General features: G+C 41.5%; 12 protein-coding genes, 1 tRNA gene and 7 pseudogenes. 9 read left to right on the top strand and 11 right to left on the bottom strand.

Translation table 11 applies throughout. The features are described 5' to 3' along the window. Positions 1-367: 367 nt before the first annotated feature. The 4 genes from KA717_00675 (at position 368) to KA717_00690 (ending at position 4,159) form a co-directional block, all read left to right on the top strand. On the top strand, positions 368-1,651 hold the full coding sequence (locus tag KA717_00675; GenBank protein ID UXE61558.1) for an insulinase family protein: 1,284 nt from the start codon (positions 368-370) through the stop codon (positions 1,649-1,651). A gap of 148 nt (positions 1,652-1,799) precedes the next feature. After that, complete coding sequence (locus KA717_00680) at positions 1,800-2,342, top strand: NYN domain-containing protein (protein ID UXE61559.1); 543 nt, start codon at positions 1,800-1,802, stop codon at positions 2,340-2,342. Between the two features lie 111 nt (positions 2,343-2,453). Beyond that, positions 2,454-2,526, top strand: a tRNA-Glu gene (locus KA717_00685). A gap of 283 nt (positions 2,527-2,809) precedes the next feature. Next, positions 2,810-4,159 carry a hemolysin family protein gene (locus tag KA717_00690; protein UXE61560.1) on the top strand — a complete coding sequence of 450 codons (1,350 nt, stop codon included), beginning with the start codon at positions 2,810-2,812 and terminating at the stop codon, positions 4,157-4,159. 339 nt (positions 4,160-4,498) lie between these two features. Here the strand turns inward: KA717_00690 and KA717_00695 are convergent, their stop codons facing one another. The 5 genes and pseudogenes from KA717_00695 to KA717_00715 all read right to left on the bottom strand — a co-directional run bounded on the left by KA717_00695 (position 4,499) and on the right by KA717_00715 (position 8,465). After that, the gene (locus tag KA717_00695; protein UXE61561.1) at positions 4,499-4,669 is read right to left on the bottom strand and encodes a hypothetical protein; all 171 of its coding nucleotides are present in this window, start codon (positions 4,667-4,669) and stop codon (positions 4,499-4,501) included. 84 nt (positions 4,670-4,753) lie between these two features. Continuing rightward, positions 4,754-5,494: a cytochrome c biogenesis protein CcdA gene (locus tag KA717_00700; protein UXE61562.1), complete on the bottom strand. Its 741-nt coding sequence runs from the start codon at positions 5,492-5,494 to the stop codon at positions 4,754-4,756. Between the two features lie 161 nt (positions 5,495-5,655). After that, complete coding sequence (gene opcA, locus KA717_00705; protein ID UXE61563.1) at positions 5,656-7,026, bottom strand: glucose-6-phosphate dehydrogenase assembly protein OpcA; 1,371 nt, start codon at positions 7,024-7,026, stop codon at positions 5,656-5,658. Positions 7,027-7,214: 188 nt separating this feature from the next. Beyond that, positions 7,215-7,526: pseudogene (locus KA717_00710) on the bottom strand (ISAs1 family transposase). A 111-nt stretch (positions 7,527-7,637) separates the two neighbouring features. Beyond that, the gene (locus KA717_00715; protein UXE61564.1) at positions 7,638-8,465 is read right to left on the bottom strand and encodes a hypothetical protein; all 828 of its coding nucleotides are present in this window, start codon (positions 8,463-8,465) and stop codon (positions 7,638-7,640) included. A 182-nt stretch (positions 8,466-8,647) separates the two neighbouring features. Between KA717_00715 and KA717_00720 the strand changes: the two are divergent. After that, positions 8,648-10,051: pseudogene (locus tag KA717_00720) on the top strand (IS66 family transposase). Between the two features lie 54 nt (positions 10,052-10,105). Here KA717_00720 and KA717_00725 read toward each other — a convergent pair. Together KA717_00725 and KA717_00730 are read right to left on the bottom strand one after the other, a co-directional pair. Beyond that, a pseudogene (locus KA717_00725) lies at positions 10,106-10,630 on the bottom strand (transposase family protein). 10 nt (positions 10,631-10,640) lie between these two features. After that, the gene (locus KA717_00730) at positions 10,641-10,949 is read right to left on the bottom strand and encodes a DUF4277 domain-containing protein (protein ID UXE61565.1); all 309 of its coding nucleotides are present in this window, start codon (positions 10,947-10,949) and stop codon (positions 10,641-10,643) included. Positions 10,950-11,041: 92 nt separating this feature from the next. On the opposite strand from KA717_00730, the pseudogene KA717_00735 reads away from it, so the two are divergent. Continuing rightward, positions 11,042-12,323, top strand: a pseudogene (locus KA717_00735) (ISKra4 family transposase). Between the two features lie 147 nt (positions 12,324-12,470). Here the strand turns inward: KA717_00735 and KA717_00740 are convergent. Beyond that, a pseudogene (locus KA717_00740) lies at positions 12,471-12,981 on the bottom strand (transposase). A 656-nt stretch (positions 12,982-13,637) separates the two neighbouring features. Then, positions 13,638-14,975 (bottom strand): annotated as a pseudogene (locus KA717_00745) (IS5 family transposase). A 176-nt stretch (positions 14,976-15,151) separates the two neighbouring features. On the opposite strand from KA717_00745, the pseudogene KA717_00750 reads away from it, so the two are divergent. The 3 genes and pseudogenes from KA717_00750 to KA717_00760 all read left to right on the top strand — a co-directional run bounded on the left by KA717_00750 (position 15,152) and on the right by KA717_00760 (position 16,164). After that, positions 15,152-15,361: pseudogene (locus KA717_00750) on the top strand (DUF4277 domain-containing protein). Between the two features lie 201 nt (positions 15,362-15,562). Further along, positions 15,563-15,691, top strand: a complete 129-nt coding sequence (locus KA717_00755) for an IS1-like element transposase (protein ID UXE61566.1) — start codon at positions 15,563-15,565, stop codon at positions 15,689-15,691. A gap of 182 nt (positions 15,692-15,873) precedes the next feature. Then, positions 15,874-16,164: an IS1 family transposase gene (locus tag KA717_00760; GenBank protein UXE61567.1), complete on the top strand. Its 291-nt coding sequence runs from the start codon at positions 15,874-15,876 to the stop codon at positions 16,162-16,164. Here the strand turns inward: KA717_00760 and KA717_00765 are convergent. Next, positions 16,161-16,325: a hypothetical protein gene (locus tag KA717_00765; GenBank protein UXE61568.1), complete on the bottom strand. Its 165-nt coding sequence runs from the start codon at positions 16,323-16,325 to the stop codon at positions 16,161-16,163. The two genes, KA717_00760 and KA717_00765, sit on opposite strands and share 4 nt — an antisense overlap. A gap of 347 nt (positions 16,326-16,672) precedes the next feature. After that, positions 16,673-17,560, bottom strand: a complete 888-nt coding sequence (locus KA717_00770; protein ID UXE61569.1) for a tetratricopeptide repeat protein — start codon at positions 17,558-17,560, stop codon at positions 16,673-16,675. Positions 17,561-17,688: the final 128 nt, after the last annotated feature.

Raw genomic sequence — 17,688 nt, forward strand, 5'->3', positions numbered from 1 at the left:
AACCAAAAAATAGCTCAATAGTTCGGAATAGGGTAGCAAACTTACGATACGAATGACACCAGATTATCTAAAACACTAAGTCGAGATCAAAACAAAGTAATCTTTAGAGTCATTCAGATATCTCTATAATACCTTTTAAGGAATATGAAAATAGCAGGACATTAGATCCTACTCTGAATTTAAACTAACGCAACTTCGGTAATGTGCTAGATCGGTGGATCGCTTTTCTAGAACGTTGTCAGCGCAATAACTGCGATTGGTCTTATCCACAGATTCAGAACACTACCCAAATTATGTCATCTCTGACTCTTTGCCAACCGCCTCTAGGATTAGAATAGAGAAGGTAAGCCTAACGAAGGATTTGTCCATGACCTCCACTCTGCTCCGCACACCAGCCCTTAATTCTCCCACGATCTATACCCTTCCCAATGGCTTAACGATTATTGCAGAACAGATGCCCGTCGCGGCAGTCAATTTGAATATTTGGTTTCAAGTCGGTTCCATTCAGGAAAATGATGAGATCAATGGCATGGCCCACTTCCTAGAACATATGGTATTTAAGGGGACTCCTCGCTTGGAAAGTGGAGCGTTTGAAAAGGCGATCGAGGAACGGGGAGCAGTAACGAATGCGGCCACCAGTCAGGAATATACCCATTACTATATCACTACTGCACCACAGGATTTTACCAGCCTGGCCCCCCTACAGTTAGAAGTTGTTTTAAATCCCAGCATTGCGGCGGCAGCCTTTGAGCGGGAAAAGTTAGTGGTTTTAGAGGAAATTCGTCGCTCAGAGGATAACCCCCAACGTCGTATTTTTATAGAGGCGATCAAAATTGGTTTTGAGAATTTACCCTACCAGCGTCCTGTTTTAGGAGAAACGACCATTATTGAGCAACTCCAGCCTCAACAGATGCGCGATTTTCACGCCCAATGGTATCAACCCTCTCGCATGACCGCCGTGGTGGTGGGAAATTTGCCTGCTCAGGAGTTAATTGCCACAGTTGCCGATAGTTTTTCTCAGACCTACACCATCAAATCACCCTCCCAGGTTCTTCCCGCCCCAAAATTAGTAGCAGAACCTTCTTTTTCGGAAATTATCAGTCGCGAGATCGTGAATGAGACTCTTCAGCAATCTCGTTTGATTATGTTATGGCGTGTGCCAGGATTGCAAAATCTTTCCCAAACCTACGCGCTAGATGTGTTGGCGGTGATTCTTGGTAAAGGAAAAGTGTCTCGTCTATTTCGAGATTTACGGGAAGAAAAGGAATGGGTGAACAGTATTCATGTCAGTAATATGAACCAAGATGTTCAGGGCTTATTTTATTTTGTGGCCCAGTTACCCAAGGAGAATATTGAACGGGTCGAAGCAGCTATTTTGGAACATATTCGGAAAATCCAGTTAGATTCTATTACGGACAATGAGTTAGCTCGCATTCGGACTCAGGTGGCTAACCGTTTTATCATGGGTAATGAGCGACCCAGCGATCGCGCCAATCTCTATGGCTATTACTATTCTCATCTAAGAACTTTAGAACCAGCACTAGGTTATCCCCAGGCTATTCAATCTCTAACTTCCCAGGATTTACAACAGGCGGCCCAAAGGTACTTACCGACCAATGCCTACGGTCGGGTTGTGGTGCGGACGGCTTAGGGGAGATGGGGGAGGTGAGGGAGACAGGGAGACGGGGGAGGTGAGGGAGACAGAAATCTTAACAACTTGTAAGAAAATGTAAAAATTTTGTTAAGATAGAAGATTGTTCTGTTTTTACGTCATTCCCCTATGCGCTTGCTCCAAACTCATGAATACTACTGCTCACGCTGCTTTACTGCTTGTAGATGGCTATAACATTATCGGTAGTTGGTCATCACTCAAATTAACCCGCGATCGCTTTGGGTTAGAAATGGCCAGGGATGAACTCATCGAAACCCTGATTAACTTTACGACTCACCAGGGCTACCAAACCCAGATTGTCTTTGACTCCCAGTATCAAAAAACACCTAGCAGCCAAGAAATGCACGGCCCCCATTTGTCTGTCTATTTCACTGATTGGATGCAAACGGCGGATACCTATATTGAAAAACGCTGTGCTTCCTATGCTCGCAAAACCGAAGTTATTCCGGCTCGTTTGATTGTGGCCACCTCGGATCGGGCCCAACAGTTGACGATTCTAGGGTATGGAGCAGAATGGATGTCCGCTAAACATTTAGCCCAGGCAGTAGAGTCCAATACCTACCAACGCCAAAAACAGCATCGTACCCGTCCGAATAAACAGGGTCGTTTGTTGGCCCATAGTTTAGATGAAAAAGTAAAAGAAAAGTTTAGCCAATGGCGACATGGTTAAGGACTGAGCCATTTCGCAAAAAAAATTATCAAAAATGATTGACAAGTTTTGGGCTTCTCGCTATATTAATAAAGGTCTAAAGCAAGGTTAACACCTGCAACGGGCAATCATGCCCCCATCGTCTAGAGGCCTAGGACACCTCCCTTTCACGGAGGCGACAGGGATTCGAATTCCCTTGGGGGTATAATAATTTTTAAATTGCACTCAGTCTTCGTCAGGATGCCCATTTCTGTATAGCAATAGGTTTTATTCTCCTCTCTGTGGAGAATAGCTTTTGCCTCAGCTTTCTAGGGGTAGGCTTTTCAATCTCCCCGAATGTTCCTATAATCTCATTCAAGACTAATGAATAGACAACTAGCAAAACATTGATATTTTTTAATCGTGTCTGCTAAATTCTACCCATCCGCTTTTTTGAGTCTCGTTGGTAGGCTTGTCTCTAGTCTTGCTATCCCATTCCATCCCAACGAATGTCTTCTGTTGCCCTTGAACTGTTCCTGATTCTCTGTCTGATTATTGCTAATGGGGTTTTTTCGGGATCGGAAATTGCGATCGTTTCTGCTCGTAAAGTTCGCCTTGAACAATTAGCCAAGCAAGGCAATAGAAAGGCGCGATTAGCCTTGAAGTTAGCCAATTCTCCGAATGATTTTCTGTCGGCAGCGCAAATTGGCATTACACTCATTGGCATTCTCAGTGGGGCCGTTGGGGGAGCTACCGTAGCCCGCCGCTTGGAAGAAGTTTTAGTCTCTATTCCCCTTTTGTCTCCCTATAGCAATGCGCTCAGTATTGTTTTAGTGGTCACGCTGATTACCTATGTTTCCCTCGTGGTCGGGGAATTAGTCCCTAAACGCATTGCCCTCAGTCATCCTGAAGAGTTAGCCTGTTCTGTCGCTCCTTCGATGAGTTGGTTGGCTAAGTTTACCTCTCCTCTTGTGCAATTGTTAGGTGTTTCAACGGATGGTTTACTCCGCCTGATGGGAGTTCGTACTAATGAACTTAGCCCAATTACGGAAGAAGAAATTCGCGTTTTGATTGAGCAGGGAACCCAAGCCGGAATGTTTGAGGAGGCGGAACAGGAGATGGTGGAACGGGTTTTTCGGTTAGGCGATCGCCCTATTAAAACTTTGATGACTCCACGCACTTCCATTATTTGGTTAGATGTGGATTCGCCTTGGGAAGAAAATCAACGGGAAATTTTAGAAACGCCCTATTCTCGTTTTCCAGTCGGTCAGGATAGTTTAGATAATTGTCTGGGATTTGTGCGGGTTAAGGATATTCTCAATACCCAATTGTCGGGAGCCGCCCTCAGTTTGCAAGCCTTGGCCCAACCGCCGCTTTTTGTTGCGGAGAGTACGCGATCGCTGAATGTGTTAGAAATGTTTCGACAGTCAGGAACCCATATTGCTTTGATTACGGATGAATATGGCGGGATTGAAGGTTTAGTGACTCTCAATGATTTAATCGAAGCGATCGTAGGGAATATTCCCAATGATGATGAAATTGAAGAACCACAAATTATTCAACGAGAAGATGGCTCCTATTTACTGGATGGTTTGTTATCCATTGATGAATTTAAAGAACTGTTTGAGAAAGAAACCTTACCCAATGAAGAGGAGGGAAATTATCATACCCTGGGGGGATTTATTATTGAAAGTCTTGGTAAAATTCCTCAATCTGGCGATCACTTTGAAACGAAAGGGTTACGCTTAGAAGTGATGGATATGGATGGCATTCGTATTGATAAGGTTTTAGCTGCAATTATTGTCTCCGAGGGAGATGATGTGGGAGCCAGTTTGGAGCGATTAACCGAAGAAGATTAAATTTCCCCTATTTTTTTAGCTAGGGCTTGCTGAATAAGTATAGAACCCTTGCCAGACAATGCTTTCAAGCATTTTAAAAACGATCAGGTGCAAGGTTATGGCCTTTGGAGGCTCAAAGCCCATGCAGGTCGTTGGAAAACTGGAGGTTGAAATTGGAAACAACTTTCTGAAGTCACTATTTTTCGCGTCCTGTGGCATCTAGGTTCGTTTTGTGGACTTTTTCAGCAAGCCCCAATTAGCAAAGGCTTAAGCTGCCACCACTACTATCGAATCACTACCCAAAAAAGATGGCCTTAGCCATCCTCCATCTTATCATTCTCATTGAGGGTGATTATAAGCCTAATTTAAGCCTAACCAGGCCAGTACGCCTTCCCCTGTGAGGTATTCAATCAGTAGGATCAATAGAAAACCAATCATGGCAGCCCGACCATTCAAACGCTCTGTATAGTCATTAAAGCCAAATTTGGGGTCTTCGAGTTTAGGAGTTTGGGTCGGTTGGGTTTCAGTCATGGCCGAAGAGAAAAATAGTTTACATTTCTTTAACTAACTTAACTGATTATTGATATTTTTTTACTTTTTAGACGGCATTCTATGTTAGAAAGCATCTAGGGGAAAACGCGAAAGCAGGGAAATCACCCCAAAACCAATCAGTAGGGTTCCACTCAGGGAATTAATCCAACCTGACCATTGCCGCAAGGACAACAATTGTTTTAAAGTTCCCGTAAAAGTTCCAACGAGAATCAAGGGCAGAACATAGCCACAGGTATAAGCCAGCAATAGACCGCCACCGAGGACTGCATTCTGGGTTCCAGCAATCCAGGCGAGTAAGCTGGCCAGGACGGGAGTGCTACAGGGAGAGGCAATTAAACCAAAGGTTAGCCCAATCAAAAAAGCGCGAGGAGCAGTGGGTAATTCGCTCTTGATCCAGTCGGTTGTGCCTAAGCTGGGAAGACGTAGAGAAATTAATTCTAATTGGTTCAGTCCCATGATAATGGCGATCGCACTCACCAGTAAGGGTAGTCCTAGACCAATTTGCCCATATATTTTACCAATAGAGGCTGCCAGAATTCCTAGTCCGGCTAAGGTGGTTGCTAACCCCAAAGCAAACCAGAAGGATTGCCAGAGAGATTGCCACCGTCCCGATTCTGCTTTGCCCCCGATATAGGCGATCGTCAGGGGTAACATGGATAACATACAGGGGGTTAAACTGGTCAATAATCCTGCTAGAAAAATAATGCCAAGACTTAGGGCATTGAGATGATTTAATTGCCAAGCCACCTGATCATTAGCAAATTGTTCAATGGCATAAAGTTGAGTTTGAAGGGTATCTAGCATCAGTGGGATAGTCTAGGTCAGAATTCAAATCGGTACATTTTTCTAGCATAGACAATTTTAGAACGCGATCGCTTTTTGGAACTTCTAAGCAACTTAATTTGCAAGCTTGGTAACAAGGGGTTGAAACCCCTTGCCGGTGGGAGTTTTAGGGGATGAACTGCTTATTGGGTGGCAATTTGGAGAATTTCATGAACTAGGCTCATGCTCTCATCATAAAGCACATCCCGTCCCCAGCGTTGCAGTTGGCGACCTAAAAGTTGTTCTGTTTTTTGATCTTCCAAGGCAGTCACCTGTTGAATACGATAGGATTGGGCTCCCCCCCCTGCTTCCATCCGCATACATCCCATAGTGCCGGAGCAAAGTACGGTTCCGCAATCGGCCTGAAGATTAGTAGAGCCTAATTTTAAGCTGATCAAATCGCCTAAAACTGACCCTGTATCGGCGATCGGTAAACCGGCTAGTTCAGCTTCGATCAAGCGTTGATCCACAGAGGTGAATTGAATGCGCCGAATGTCATAATCCCCAGGTTCATGTTTATAGGAAAGGGGTCGCCATTGCAAACGACTTGCAACCCAACTGAGATACATGAGGGCTTGAGCATGATTGCCTTTTTCGTAATCAATGGAAATTTGATCAATTTCTCGCACCGCAAATCGCCGTTCGGGAGAATCAAAGGCCTCGGCTGTCAGTTCTTGCCAGGGAGCCAGACGGGCCCAGTTTAAATCTGCGATCGCTAAACCCTGGTTAAGCAGTTGAGTCACTTGTTCCATATCCGTTTGGGGTTCGGCAAAAATACTGGAATCAATGATCACCGTATTGGCCACAGACGCTAAACGACGGAAGAGATTATAGTCAGCATCGGGACTGGCTTTCCACCAAATAAACTTGGGTAATTCTGGGATCATTAACTCAACAATGATGCCCCCCACTCGCTCTAAAGCTTCCGCCGTGCCTCGCAAAGTAATATACTCACAGCAGATCAGGGCATTTTTATTGCGTTTTTGGAGCGGGCAGTAGGCAGAGACTTGAGCCTGTACACCTTCATCTTCCTCGGCAGTAGGACAGAGGGTAATGATACGGCAAGGATTAGAAGCGGCGATCGCGTCGGCAATGCCACTTCCCTCTAAATCAGGAGAATAGGGTTGGGCCAAACGTTGAGCAGCAGTGGTTAGAGTTCCGGCGGCCTTGGCCTGCTCAAATTCCTGGCGGACTCGTTGCGTAAACTCAGGAGTAGATTGACCTGTAATGGTTAACCCATAGGCTTTCTGGGCTGATTTAATTGCTGAATTCATGCGTGGCCCAGCAATACCATCAATGGGGCCGGTATAAAATCCTAGAGCAGCGAGTAGGGATTGAATGGAATCCGGTTCATAGACGACAAAACTAAAGGTTGTGGCTCTGGTTGCCGCTAGACCATCTTCGTTTTGTTGATAGCTATTCCAAATCTGGGATAACTCGGCTCCAATGACATCAATGGAAACATCCTTTGGGTCTTGTAGGGAAACAAGCGGTGGGGCTTGGGTTGTACTCATGATTGCTTTCCTTTTATCCAATGGGTCAGGGCAAGGTCATCTGCCCCAATATTAGAAGAGATCTCTAAAAATCCCCAGTTATTGCAGATTTTTTTTAGGTCTGCTCACCCCTGTCAAGCTCTGTCAAATGCTTTTAGAGATCTAGGCTAGGAATTAAAGAGCCTATTTGGAAGCAGGGCAAACGCATCTTATCCGAGTAAAACCTTAAGGAGATAGTCCTCGTCCCAACCAGCGCGTAGCCGTTTATTCTTGATACCAAGTTTCAGAGTATTTTCCTTTGTGAGCAAGTTAAGAGCGATATGGCGTAAGACGGCTAAATTCTCAGGAGCAAAATCCTTACGAATGCGACAAGCATCCTCATTGAAGGCCAAGTCTAGAACCCAATGTAAAGAGTTTTCTATCAACCAATGACTACGAACAGATTGGGATAATTTTTGAGCATTACTCGGCAGGCTACTGATATAGTAGCGAGTCTCATACTCTGTTTTGTCTTTCAATCGTCTCTCCGCTTGAATCATCAGCAATTCCAAATTCAGAATGTAGTCAAAGAGACAAAAGGCTCGATGTATTTACTGGCAAGGGTTTTGCTATGAAAATTGCCAATTAATCAACTAGGAAGAATTCGAGACAGCGAGAGAAACTGAGTCGTCAAGCATAAAATCTAAAAGATGATGCCAGCTTTCAAAGAACAGATATTTGGTCAAAGAGAGAATATCTTGAAAGAATCCCTTACGAGTGCCGCGTTGGACGCGAATTCTCTGGTAACGTTCATCAACCAAACCTAAAACCGTGTGCAAGAGAAAAGCCAGCAAATTCAGGGTAAGCAAAACAGAGGCGAGGTGTTGTTTACCATGCCCAAAATTATGCTCTAAGTGATAGCCTCGATTTTTGAGAATATTGTGATTCTCGTTCTCAGTACGCCAACGAGTCCGTCCAGCACGACAGACATCAAGAACGATGTGAGGGGTGAGAAAATGATTGGTAATCCAACTCTTGTGATAAAGAAGTTGAGCATCGGATTCGCGGTGGATTTTTAGCTCACACCAGTTAACCAACAAAGCAGGCTGTTGGTCTCGCAGGGGAATCTGATTGAGATAACGGCAGTGCCAAATCTCGAAATACTTCCCATTCCAACGTCGGTGTTGAGTGGTTTTGACTTCTCCATTAGCTTCTAAATAGTTTAACCATTCATAGAGTGTGGGATGAGAAGTCGGTAAACAGACGAAGATAAAGTTGAAATCGTGGTCGAGACAGTGCTGACAAGTGGGCTGACGACTGTACAAGTCATCCCCTAGCAGAGTTATCTTCTGTCCCGCAAACAAACTAGCATGGTTACTTATCCAACGTTTCGCCGCATTTTGCTCACAATCTTGCTTTTCAGAACCGTCTTGAGGGGTAATAAATTCAGGGGGTAAGGAAAAAACTGAGTAATTAGTCACCGCAATAAAGAAGGAAATTATTGAGAATGAGAAGCAAATGAAAAAAGTAAAGAATAATGAAGAAAGGAAAGGCGGTTAAAGAGATAGGTTAGAATAGGGAGACTATGAAAAAACTAGACCCAGTTCCAGACTTAAACCAAGAAGAAGTGAAAATGCCATGGCAAAAAGAAGTGGCAAAAGATTGGTATGAAGATTATCAGAAAGAAAAAGAAGAGAACGAAAAGCTGAGAAAAGAATTGGTAGAGTTAAAGAAAGAGATAGAAAAGTTGAAAGAAAAGCTGAAAAAGCTTAACCAAAGAACGAGTGAAAATAGCTCTCAGCCCCCAAGCAGTGACGGTTACAAAAAGAAAGTCGCCAAAACCTTCGGTCAAAAAGGAAAAAAAAGAGGTCCAAAGTACGACCATGTGGGTAAAACCAGAAACGGGTTTGGTCGGGTAGATGAAATAGTAGATTTAAGGATGGAAAAATGCCCAAAATGTGGTGCGTCAGTGGAAAAGCAAAAGGAGACTATCATCAAAAAAAATCAAATAGCTGAATTAGTCAGTAAACCAGTAGAGGTAAGGGAATATGTTAGGGAAAAGTATCAATGCTCAAAATGTGATTGGGAAGGTTATGCCCCACTTCCTTTGGGATGTCGTGAAGATTTTAGCTACGGTGCAACCTTATCCAGCTTAGTGGGATGGCTGGGATATGGGGGAAATTTGACTTGGCTAAAACAACGATACTTGGTAGAAACGGTCTTTGGCATTCCTCTGTCTCAAGGGAGTTTAGCTAAAATGCACCGATGGTTTTGCGAAAGCTTGTATCCTAGTTATGAACAGTGGTGGACTTACATACAGGAGCCTGGAGTCCGTTGTGTGGACGAAACCAGCTATCGCGTCAATGGGGTTAACTATTGGATGTGGGTGGCTACTTCCTCCTCTGTTTGTGTTTTGTTTCTGGCTCCCAGCCGGAGTTCCGATGAGGTTCATTCCCTATTAGGTAAAGATTTTCATGGGCTTCTCAGTACGGACTGTTGGGGGGCTTACCATCGCCAAAATGCCCAGCATAAACAGAAATGTCTGGCTCATATTGGGCGGGAATTGAAGGCCTTGGAAACTTCCCACTTTTCTGAAAATAAACTTTTTGCTCAGAGAGTTTTTCCTATTCTAGAGCAAGCTCGTCAATCCCATCGAGATTATCATCAAGGCAAACTGAGCTTAGAAGCTTTACAACAACAGCGACCCCTAGTTGAAGCTCAACTTCAAGAGGTTCTGGATAATCCGCCGCCCACGGGATGGGCAAGTGATTCCCAATTGTTATCTAATCGCTTTCGACGTTATTGGCATGATTGGTTTACTTTTCTTACTTTTCCTGAAGTTAAACCTGATAACAATGATGCCGAGAGAGCCTTGCGTCCTGTTGTTATTCATCGTAAGGTTAGTGGCGGTGCTAGAAGTCATTGGGGCGGACAACTTGTTGCCATGATGTTTAGTTTTCTTGAAACCATGAGACTTCAAGGTAAAAGTGCGGTCGAACAGTTATCTCTTATTTTATCTTCCTCTGGTCTTTCTCCTTCTTCCATTGATGACTTTCTTCCTCTCTAGTATTTTTGGGGCTTAATGAGAATTAAGCCCCACTTATTGCTGTGACTAATTACCCTTTTTATTTATATCTATCACTGTTGTAATAAAGTCTTTTTTTCCTTTTCTATTACTAAATTCGTCTAAACTTATCTTTTCTGGTAATTCCCATTCCTTCTTTTCTGCCTGCTTTGCATACTCTTCAAATATTGATTCCAATGTTCCCCAACTTATTTCTTCTTCTTGCCTTACCTCTTCTACATTTTTCTTTTTTACTTGCTCATAAATCTTTTCTTCATAACGAATTGTATAATGTTTTCTTAGCCGCATAAAGTCCAGTCTTTCTGTTATGTATTTCTGACATTTTTCACAATGGAACTGGCGGCGGGGCACTTCCAGATATACTTTCTTTCCCAATAGGGATAAATCCCGAACCAAATTATATTCTATTTGATTTATATCTTCCAATTCTTTATGACAATTTGGACATTCCATTACTTCGTTTTTCATTTTTAATTTTAAGAACAAAGCACCATCTATTTCTCGATAGTTTACGACTGTTACCTTTGGCAAACCTAGTAGCTCATCCAAGTTTATCCACATACTCCACCTCCTACTGTGATATTACTATTATACACTTTCCACACAGTTGGGGGAAGAGCCAAATTCCTACAAATAAACGACTGATGCCAGCCATAAAAATTAAATCTAATACTCTTCCCAGACGGTCATCATTCAGGTCGCTGGCTTTTATTCCTTTTCCTAAGAGATGTTCTAGGGGTTTATCTTCAAAAAAACGACTGAATAAATACAAGGGAGAATTAATAAATCCTAAGCCATTGAGAATCATGGCTTTAACCACCAGACCCGCACTGATTTTCGCACGGTCATTTTCTTGTAACTGTTCATTGATATAATCCACTAGACCTAGTTCATCAACGGGTGTGACCTTTAGTTGATGAAGGAAAAGAAAAGTGTTAACATGGGATGAAAAGTGACAAAGAGGAAACAATGATGACAGCAAAACTAATTAATGTAGAGGGTTCAAAGATAAAAATAGAACTAACATTAGAACTCAGTCGTTCAATGTTGGATACAGAAATAAATATTCAAAAAGGCTTAAACGAAGTAGGTTGCATCGCCAGCAAAGAAGCCTTGAAATATTTAGATACAGATGGTTCACCCTTAAAAATCGGTGAAGAAATCTGGAAGAGTAAGGGAGAGCAACCGAAAGAATATCAAACACCTTATGGTGAGGTTATAGTGAATCGTCATGTATATCAGCGTTCACCTTTGAGGAAAAACGTATTGCCCCTTAGAAAGAGAAGCAAGGATAATCATAACATCAACGCCATTATTGGCAAAACAGGTATCCTCAAAAATGTCAGGGATGGCAGGCAAAGAGGTGAAAAATGATTTATTAGAAAATCATGGTAGAAAAGTAGCGCTATCCTATATCCAAAGATTGAGTGAAGCAGTAGGAAGTGTGGTACAGGCAAAAGAAGAAGCGTGGAGTTATGCCCCGCCCAAGGAGGATAGCCAAATTGCAACAGTGGGAATAGGATTAGATGGAACCTGTATGCTGATGTGTGAGGATGGCTACCGTGAAGCAATGGTGGGAACCGTTTCCCTATACGATAGTGAGGGAGAACGTCAACCTACAATCTATCTAGGTGCGGCACCAGAGTATGGAAAAAAGAGTTTTCTAGAAAGATTGGAAAGAGAAATTGAGCGAGCGAAAAACCGTTATCCAGAGGCAACATTGGTCGGGATAGCAGACGGGGCAGAATCAAATTGGAAGTTTTTAGAAAAGCAAACGGAAGAACAGATATTAGATTTCTATCATGCCTCTGGTTACTTAGGTGCCTTGGCAGAAGCGTTGCATCCGAATACCGTGTCAAAACAAAAAGAATGGTTGACTGAAAATTGTCGAGAACTCAAGCATGAAAAAGGAAAAGCAGGAGAACTGCTAAATCTGATGAAAGAAGTCAAAGAAGAAAAAAGTCATTCTAAGAATCTTACCGAGAAACTACAAGCGGCGATTACTTATTACGAGAATCATCAGCATCAAATGGATTATGCTGAATACTTAGAGAAAAAGTATCCGATTGGTTCAGGTGTTACGGAAGCAGCTTGTAAGACGTTGGTCAAACAACGATTATGTTGTTCAGGAATGCGATGGAAGGAAAAAGGAGCAGGAATTATTTTGAGCCTACGAGCTTTGGTATTGACCAAGGAACGATGGAGTCAATTTTGGGCAAAACTTGATCAATATGGGTTCCCTGTAGAACCCTGATTACAACAGCTTTTATCAACTAAAGGTCGCACCCTCATCAACTACGGCCGCGATTATTCCTAAATGGTCGAGATTTTTAACGTTTAATTGGGTCATTTTCTCCTCGGTTTGTTAGCTTTTTTATTTTAACTATTCTGTTGCTATTTTTGAATCTATTTTTATTTTTTCAAAATTAGTACGGAATATGGGATTCAATATTCCTATATCCGTTGGATATTTTATATCGGCTGGTGTACAAGTCGCATCTAACAATAACTTACCTTCATTTTCTTCTTTTTTTTTCTACTCCCTCAACCTTCTTTACCATTTCTTTATTGATTTTATTTGTTAATTCCATCCCTATTCTTTTACGAAAATTAACCATCGTTGATGCTTCAAACGGCTCCTCGCTACTGTAGCTCTCTATTCCGATAAGGTATTGTAAATACGGATTTTCTTTTATTTGCTCTACTGTTTCTCTATCACTTATTCCTAACATTTCTTTAATGATTAATGCCCCTAATGCTATTCTAAATGACTTTGCTGGTGCTCCTTTTTCTTCTTTGAAATTTTTAGCATATTCTCCTTCAAATTCCTCCCAGGGAATCATTTTTAGCATTTTTATCCAACGATTTTCTTCGTCCAATTTCCCCTCAAACAGGTTTTTGAAGTTTTCCAGTGTTTTTTCTGTGTACTGTTCTTTGCGATATGTACTGTTGAGGGGAGGGATGCAACCCACATTCCGCAGGTTGTCGAAGAGGAGCACTAGTTCACGCGAGCTAGTATCGGTACTTGTGCATTGATTTCGGGCAAGGATAAAAAATGTCAATAAAGTTCTAAAATGGAGTCTTGTCTTAGATAGAATCAACAGTAAAAATGAATAACCTAAATAGGGTCTGCTGAAAAAGTCCACAAAACGAACCTAGATGCCACAGGACGCGAAAAATGGTGACTTCAGAGAGTTGTTTCCAATTTCAACCCCCAGTTTTCCAACGACGTGCATGGGCTTTGAGCCTCCAAAGGCCATAACCTTGCACCTGATCGTTTTTAAAATGCTTGAAAGCATTATCCGGCAAAGGTTCTATACTTATTCAGCAAGCCCTAAATAGGGCTTGCTGAAAAAGTCAAAAAACGAAAGAAATGTGGGTTAGGGAAGTATGGACTGAAAAAGCATAGATAACTTATCCTTATGGAAACAAATCAAAATACAGATTTTGTTTAATCTATTGTTCCTTTCTGTCTAAAAAGGTCAACACAAATCACTCCTCACAAAAGAGAGGAAAATTAACACCATTTTTCACAAGAAAAACGACTCTACAACTTTTTACTTTTTGTCTTCTGAAGTAGAGTAGAAAGATTCATTACCAAAAAGTTCATCGCAATTACCGTTTCCGAGGTCTCAGGTAGTTTGGCCATCACTCGACCAAGACTAAATTTCCTCTTTCCCTGTCCGAATTTACCCTCAATGGCATTACGCACTCTTTCATCTGAGCGTGCCTCTTTCTTTTTTTCTTTGCTCACCTCTTTCGGCGGTCTTCCCAATCGGGGACCACTCATTCTTATATCCCTTTCTTTACAATAAGCTCGATTCGCTTTTGTTCGATAGATTTTATCCACATGAACCGATTCCGGATAACATCCTGTTTCCCTTTTATATTCTTCTATTCGCGCTTGTAAATCTCCCGATTCGTTGTAATTATCCCAACTTAATTTGTCTAAGAAGACAAAGCCATTCACATTACTTGCCGATATTTTAGCTCCAAACTCTACTGCTTTTCCCGCTTTTCCACGCACTATTGGACGCACGTGAGGTTGGCTTACACTCACAATTCTGTTTTCTACTTTATTTGTCTTTTTTTCATACATTTCTAACTGTTGCTCATACACTTTTCCTATCGTTACAAGCTCTTCTTGCTCTTTTTTCGTTAGTTTTTCTAACTTTGCTCCCTCTTCTATCATTTTTTCTATATCAGACAAGTTTCTTTTTATATATCCTAGTTGTTTTTTTGTTCCTTTTCTTCTTTCTTTTTTTGACACACGACGTTTTTTTGCTATGGCTAAGTACTCTTTTCTTGCCACTTCCCTATAAGTCCTCGGCTTTTCTTTCCTTTTCTCTTTTATTTCTTCATACAGCTTATCTATTATTTTTTCTGTTTTTTCTCTGGCATCATTCAATATTCCTATATCCGTTGGATATTTTATATCTGCTGGTGTACAAGTCGCATCTAACAATAACTTTCCTTCATTTTCTTTTTTTTCTGACGCTACACCCGTCGCTTTTTTTTCTATTTCTTTATTAATTTTATTTATTAATTCCATTCCTATTTTTTTACGAAAATGAACCATCATTGACGCATTAAATGCTTCTTTGCTACTATAGCTTTCCATTCCTATAAAGTACTGTAAATAAGGGTTCTCTTTTATTTGTTCTACTGTTTCTCTGTCACTTTTTCCTGAAATTTCTTTGATAATTAATGCTCCTAATGCCATTCTAAATGATTTGGCTGGGGCTCCTTTTTTTTCTGTGAAGTTTTTTGCATATTCTTCCTCATATTCTTCCCAAAGAATCATTTTTGACATTTCTATCCAACGATTTTCTTCGTCTAACTGCCCGCCGAACAGATTTTTCAAGTTTTCTGGTGTTTCAATTGAGTACTGTTGCTTTCGGTACATCTGCTTTCTCTCTTCTTAATGCAATGGTTTTGAGGCATTCTACCCTATTTTCGTGCATTCTAGCGGTTCTTAATTCGCCTACTATTTTTCTCCGTAAAGGTTTCAGCTTTTTTCAGCAAGCCCTAAATATTAAAGACCTCGACCACTTAGGAATCGTAGCGGGAATTATAGATGAAATGGGTTTAGTAGAAATTATCGATGAGGAAGTGGGAACTCATCCTCAAGAAAAGCTCAGTGTAGGTACAATAGTAAAAGCAATGATATTAAACTGCTTAGGATGTATCAATGCTCCGTTATATTTGTTGAGTGAATTTTTTAAAGGAAAAGCATTAGAACACCTATTAGGAGAAGGAATAAAAGCAGAAGATTTAGGTCGTGTTCTAAACCTGTGGAAAAGAGTAATAATAAATAAATGTAAATCTTAAAATTGGTGTGCCATGCTATTCAAAGCAATTGTTTGCCCAAGTTGTCAAAGTACGGATATTGTGAAACACGGCCCCTCTGGGGAGGGGAAAGAGCGTTACAGATGTCGTAATACAGAATGTAAGCGTTGCACATTTATCTTAAACTATACTTATAAAGGTTATTTGCCAGAAGTAAAGGAAAAGATTGCCGAAATGGCAATGAATGGTAGTGGCATAAGGGATACAGCCCGTGTGCTGAGGATTAGTCCATCAACAGTGATTAGTGAACTAAAAAAAAAGAGTCTAGTTTAGTATTCGTCAACGAAAAAAAACTAGCAGAACTGGAACCCAGTCAGAGTATTGTAACGCTCTGCCAATGGAATGACGTGGAAGCAGAACTCGACGAAATGTGGGGTTTTGTGAAGAGCAAAAAAGAGTAAAGATGGTTATGGCACGCTATTGATCATAAGACAGGTGAGATATTAGCTTATGTTTTGTCTGGTCACAAAGACGAAGCATTTCTAAGGCTAAAAGAGTTGTTAGAACCTTTTGGTATTACTCAATATTATACAGATGGATGGGGGGCTTACGAACGACATATTGAGCCAGCATTGCATGAGGTGGGTAAGTATAATACTCAAAAAATCGAACGAAAGCACTTGACATTGAGAACTCGAATAAAGAGATTAGCGAGAAAAACGATTTGTTTCTCCAAATCTATTGTGATGCACGATATTGTCCTTGGATTATTTATCAATCGCTTTGAATTTGGATGTCTTATTTAGATGTGCTTCCACAGATTCAGAACACTACCTTCTTCCTCATATTCTTCCCAGGGAATCATTTTTGACATTTCTATCCAACGATTTTCTTCGTCTAACTGCCCGCCGAACAGATTTTTCAAGTTTTCTGGTGTTTCAATTGAGTACTGTTGCTTTCGGTACATCTGCTTTCTCTCTTCTTAATGCAATGGTTTTGAGGCATTCTACCCTATTTTCGTGCATTCTAGCGGTTCTTAATTCGCCTACTATTTTTCTCCGTAAAGGTTTCAGCTTTTTTCAGCAAGCCCTAAATATTTTCTGGATGGTTCATAACTTTATTCGCAGCCATTTTACGACTAGAGAAGTTCCTGCTGTAGCTCTCGGTATAATTGAAAAAGGGTTAACTTGGGAGGACTTACTCCAAATTCGCCTGATTTCTTGAACCTCCCGTATTGCAACGTTTGTAGCTTCTAGCTAGACGATACCAGTGCCCGAATTATTTACAGGTAGAAAAAAGTTGCAGTTCATTGAGCTATTGAAACACAGCTTGTTCTAGGTATTGTTGATTCTCGGACAAAAAAGCTTGATAACGAGGGGTTTCCCGTAACCCCATTAACGCTGTTTCAGCTTGGGCTAAGGCCAAATAGGTACGAGGAGCAAGATCGACGGCTCGCTCTAGACAATACAAGGATTCGTCCAAATTGCCCAATAAGGCCTGACATAGACATTGGTCGTACCAGGAATAATCATCGTCGGGGTTACAATCTAGGGCCTTTTGATAACAATGAATGGCTTCTTGCCAACGATTAATTTTTTGGAAAATTTGCCCCTGTTGATACCAGGCCCAATAATCATGGGGTTTAATTTCTAAGGCCTTTTGGTAATTTTTGAGAGCTTCGGCAAAACGCCCCCAATGGCGCAAACAGTCAGCCCGCCGATACCATGACCAAAAATCATGGGGACGAACGGCCAAGGATTTATCCAGGGCAACCAAGGCTTTTTCGTAACGGCCATCCAAACGGTAAGCTTCTGCCATTCGATAATAGGCCCAGTAATCATCGGGTAAAACGGCTAGAGCTTGCTCAAAGGCTTGAATAGCTTGGGGATAATCCTTTAATTCCTGAAGGTAAATACAACCTTGATCGTACCAAGCCCAATAGTTATTGGGCTGAATTTGGGTGGCATTGCTATAACTTTCGGTGGCTTCCTGGTAACGTCCCAATTGTTCTAGGGTAATACCTCGTTTGTACCAAGCCCAGTAATCATTGGGATAATATTCTAATGCTCTGTCATAACTCATCAAGGCTTCGGCAAAACGGCCCTGTTCCCAAAGTCCATTGCCCTGCTGATACCAACCTTGATAACTGTCAGGACGACATTCGAGTGGATTAAAAATAGGTAGTGACTGTGTTCTGGTCATAATGCAGGTGTGGGGCAGGGTAAAGAAGCAAGAGAAATGAAATTAGGATTCACCTAGGGATTCACCTATAAACTGTAAGTAATATAAAATCCATCTAAATCGCTTAAAGAGCTTTTCTTATCACCTTT

Origin of the sequence: Woronichinia naegeliana WA131 (genome assembly GCA_025370055.1) — a bacterium.
GTDB lineage: Bacteria > Cyanobacteriota > Cyanobacteriia > Cyanobacteriales > Microcystaceae > Woronichinia > Woronichinia naegeliana.

Coding starts and splice junctions, on each gene's coding strand:
- KA717_00700 (UXE61562.1), bottom strand. CDS start 5,494: ATGCTAGATACCCTTCAAACTCAACTTTATGCCATTGAACAATTTGCT.
- KA717_00765 (UXE61568.1), bottom strand. CDS start 16,325: ATGTACCGAAAGCAACAGTACTCAATTGAAACACCAGAAAACTTGAAA.
- KA717_00695 (UXE61561.1), bottom strand. CDS start 4,669: ATGACTGAAACCCAACCGACCCAAACTCCTAAACTCGAAGACCCCAAA.
- opcA (UXE61563.1), bottom strand. CDS start 7,026: ATGAGTACAACCCAAGCCCCACCGCTTGTTTCCCTACAAGACCCAAAG.
- KA717_00675 (UXE61558.1), top strand. CDS start 368: ATGACCTCCACTCTGCTCCGCACACCAGCCCTTAATTCTCCCACGATC.
- KA717_00770 (UXE61569.1), bottom strand. CDS start 17,560: ATGACCAGAACACAGTCACTACCTATTTTTAATCCACTCGAATGTCGT.
- KA717_00680 (UXE61559.1), top strand. CDS start 1,800: ATGAATACTACTGCTCACGCTGCTTTACTGCTTGTAGATGGCTATAAC.
- KA717_00690 (UXE61560.1), top strand. CDS start 2,810: ATGTCTTCTGTTGCCCTTGAACTGTTCCTGATTCTCTGTCTGATTATT.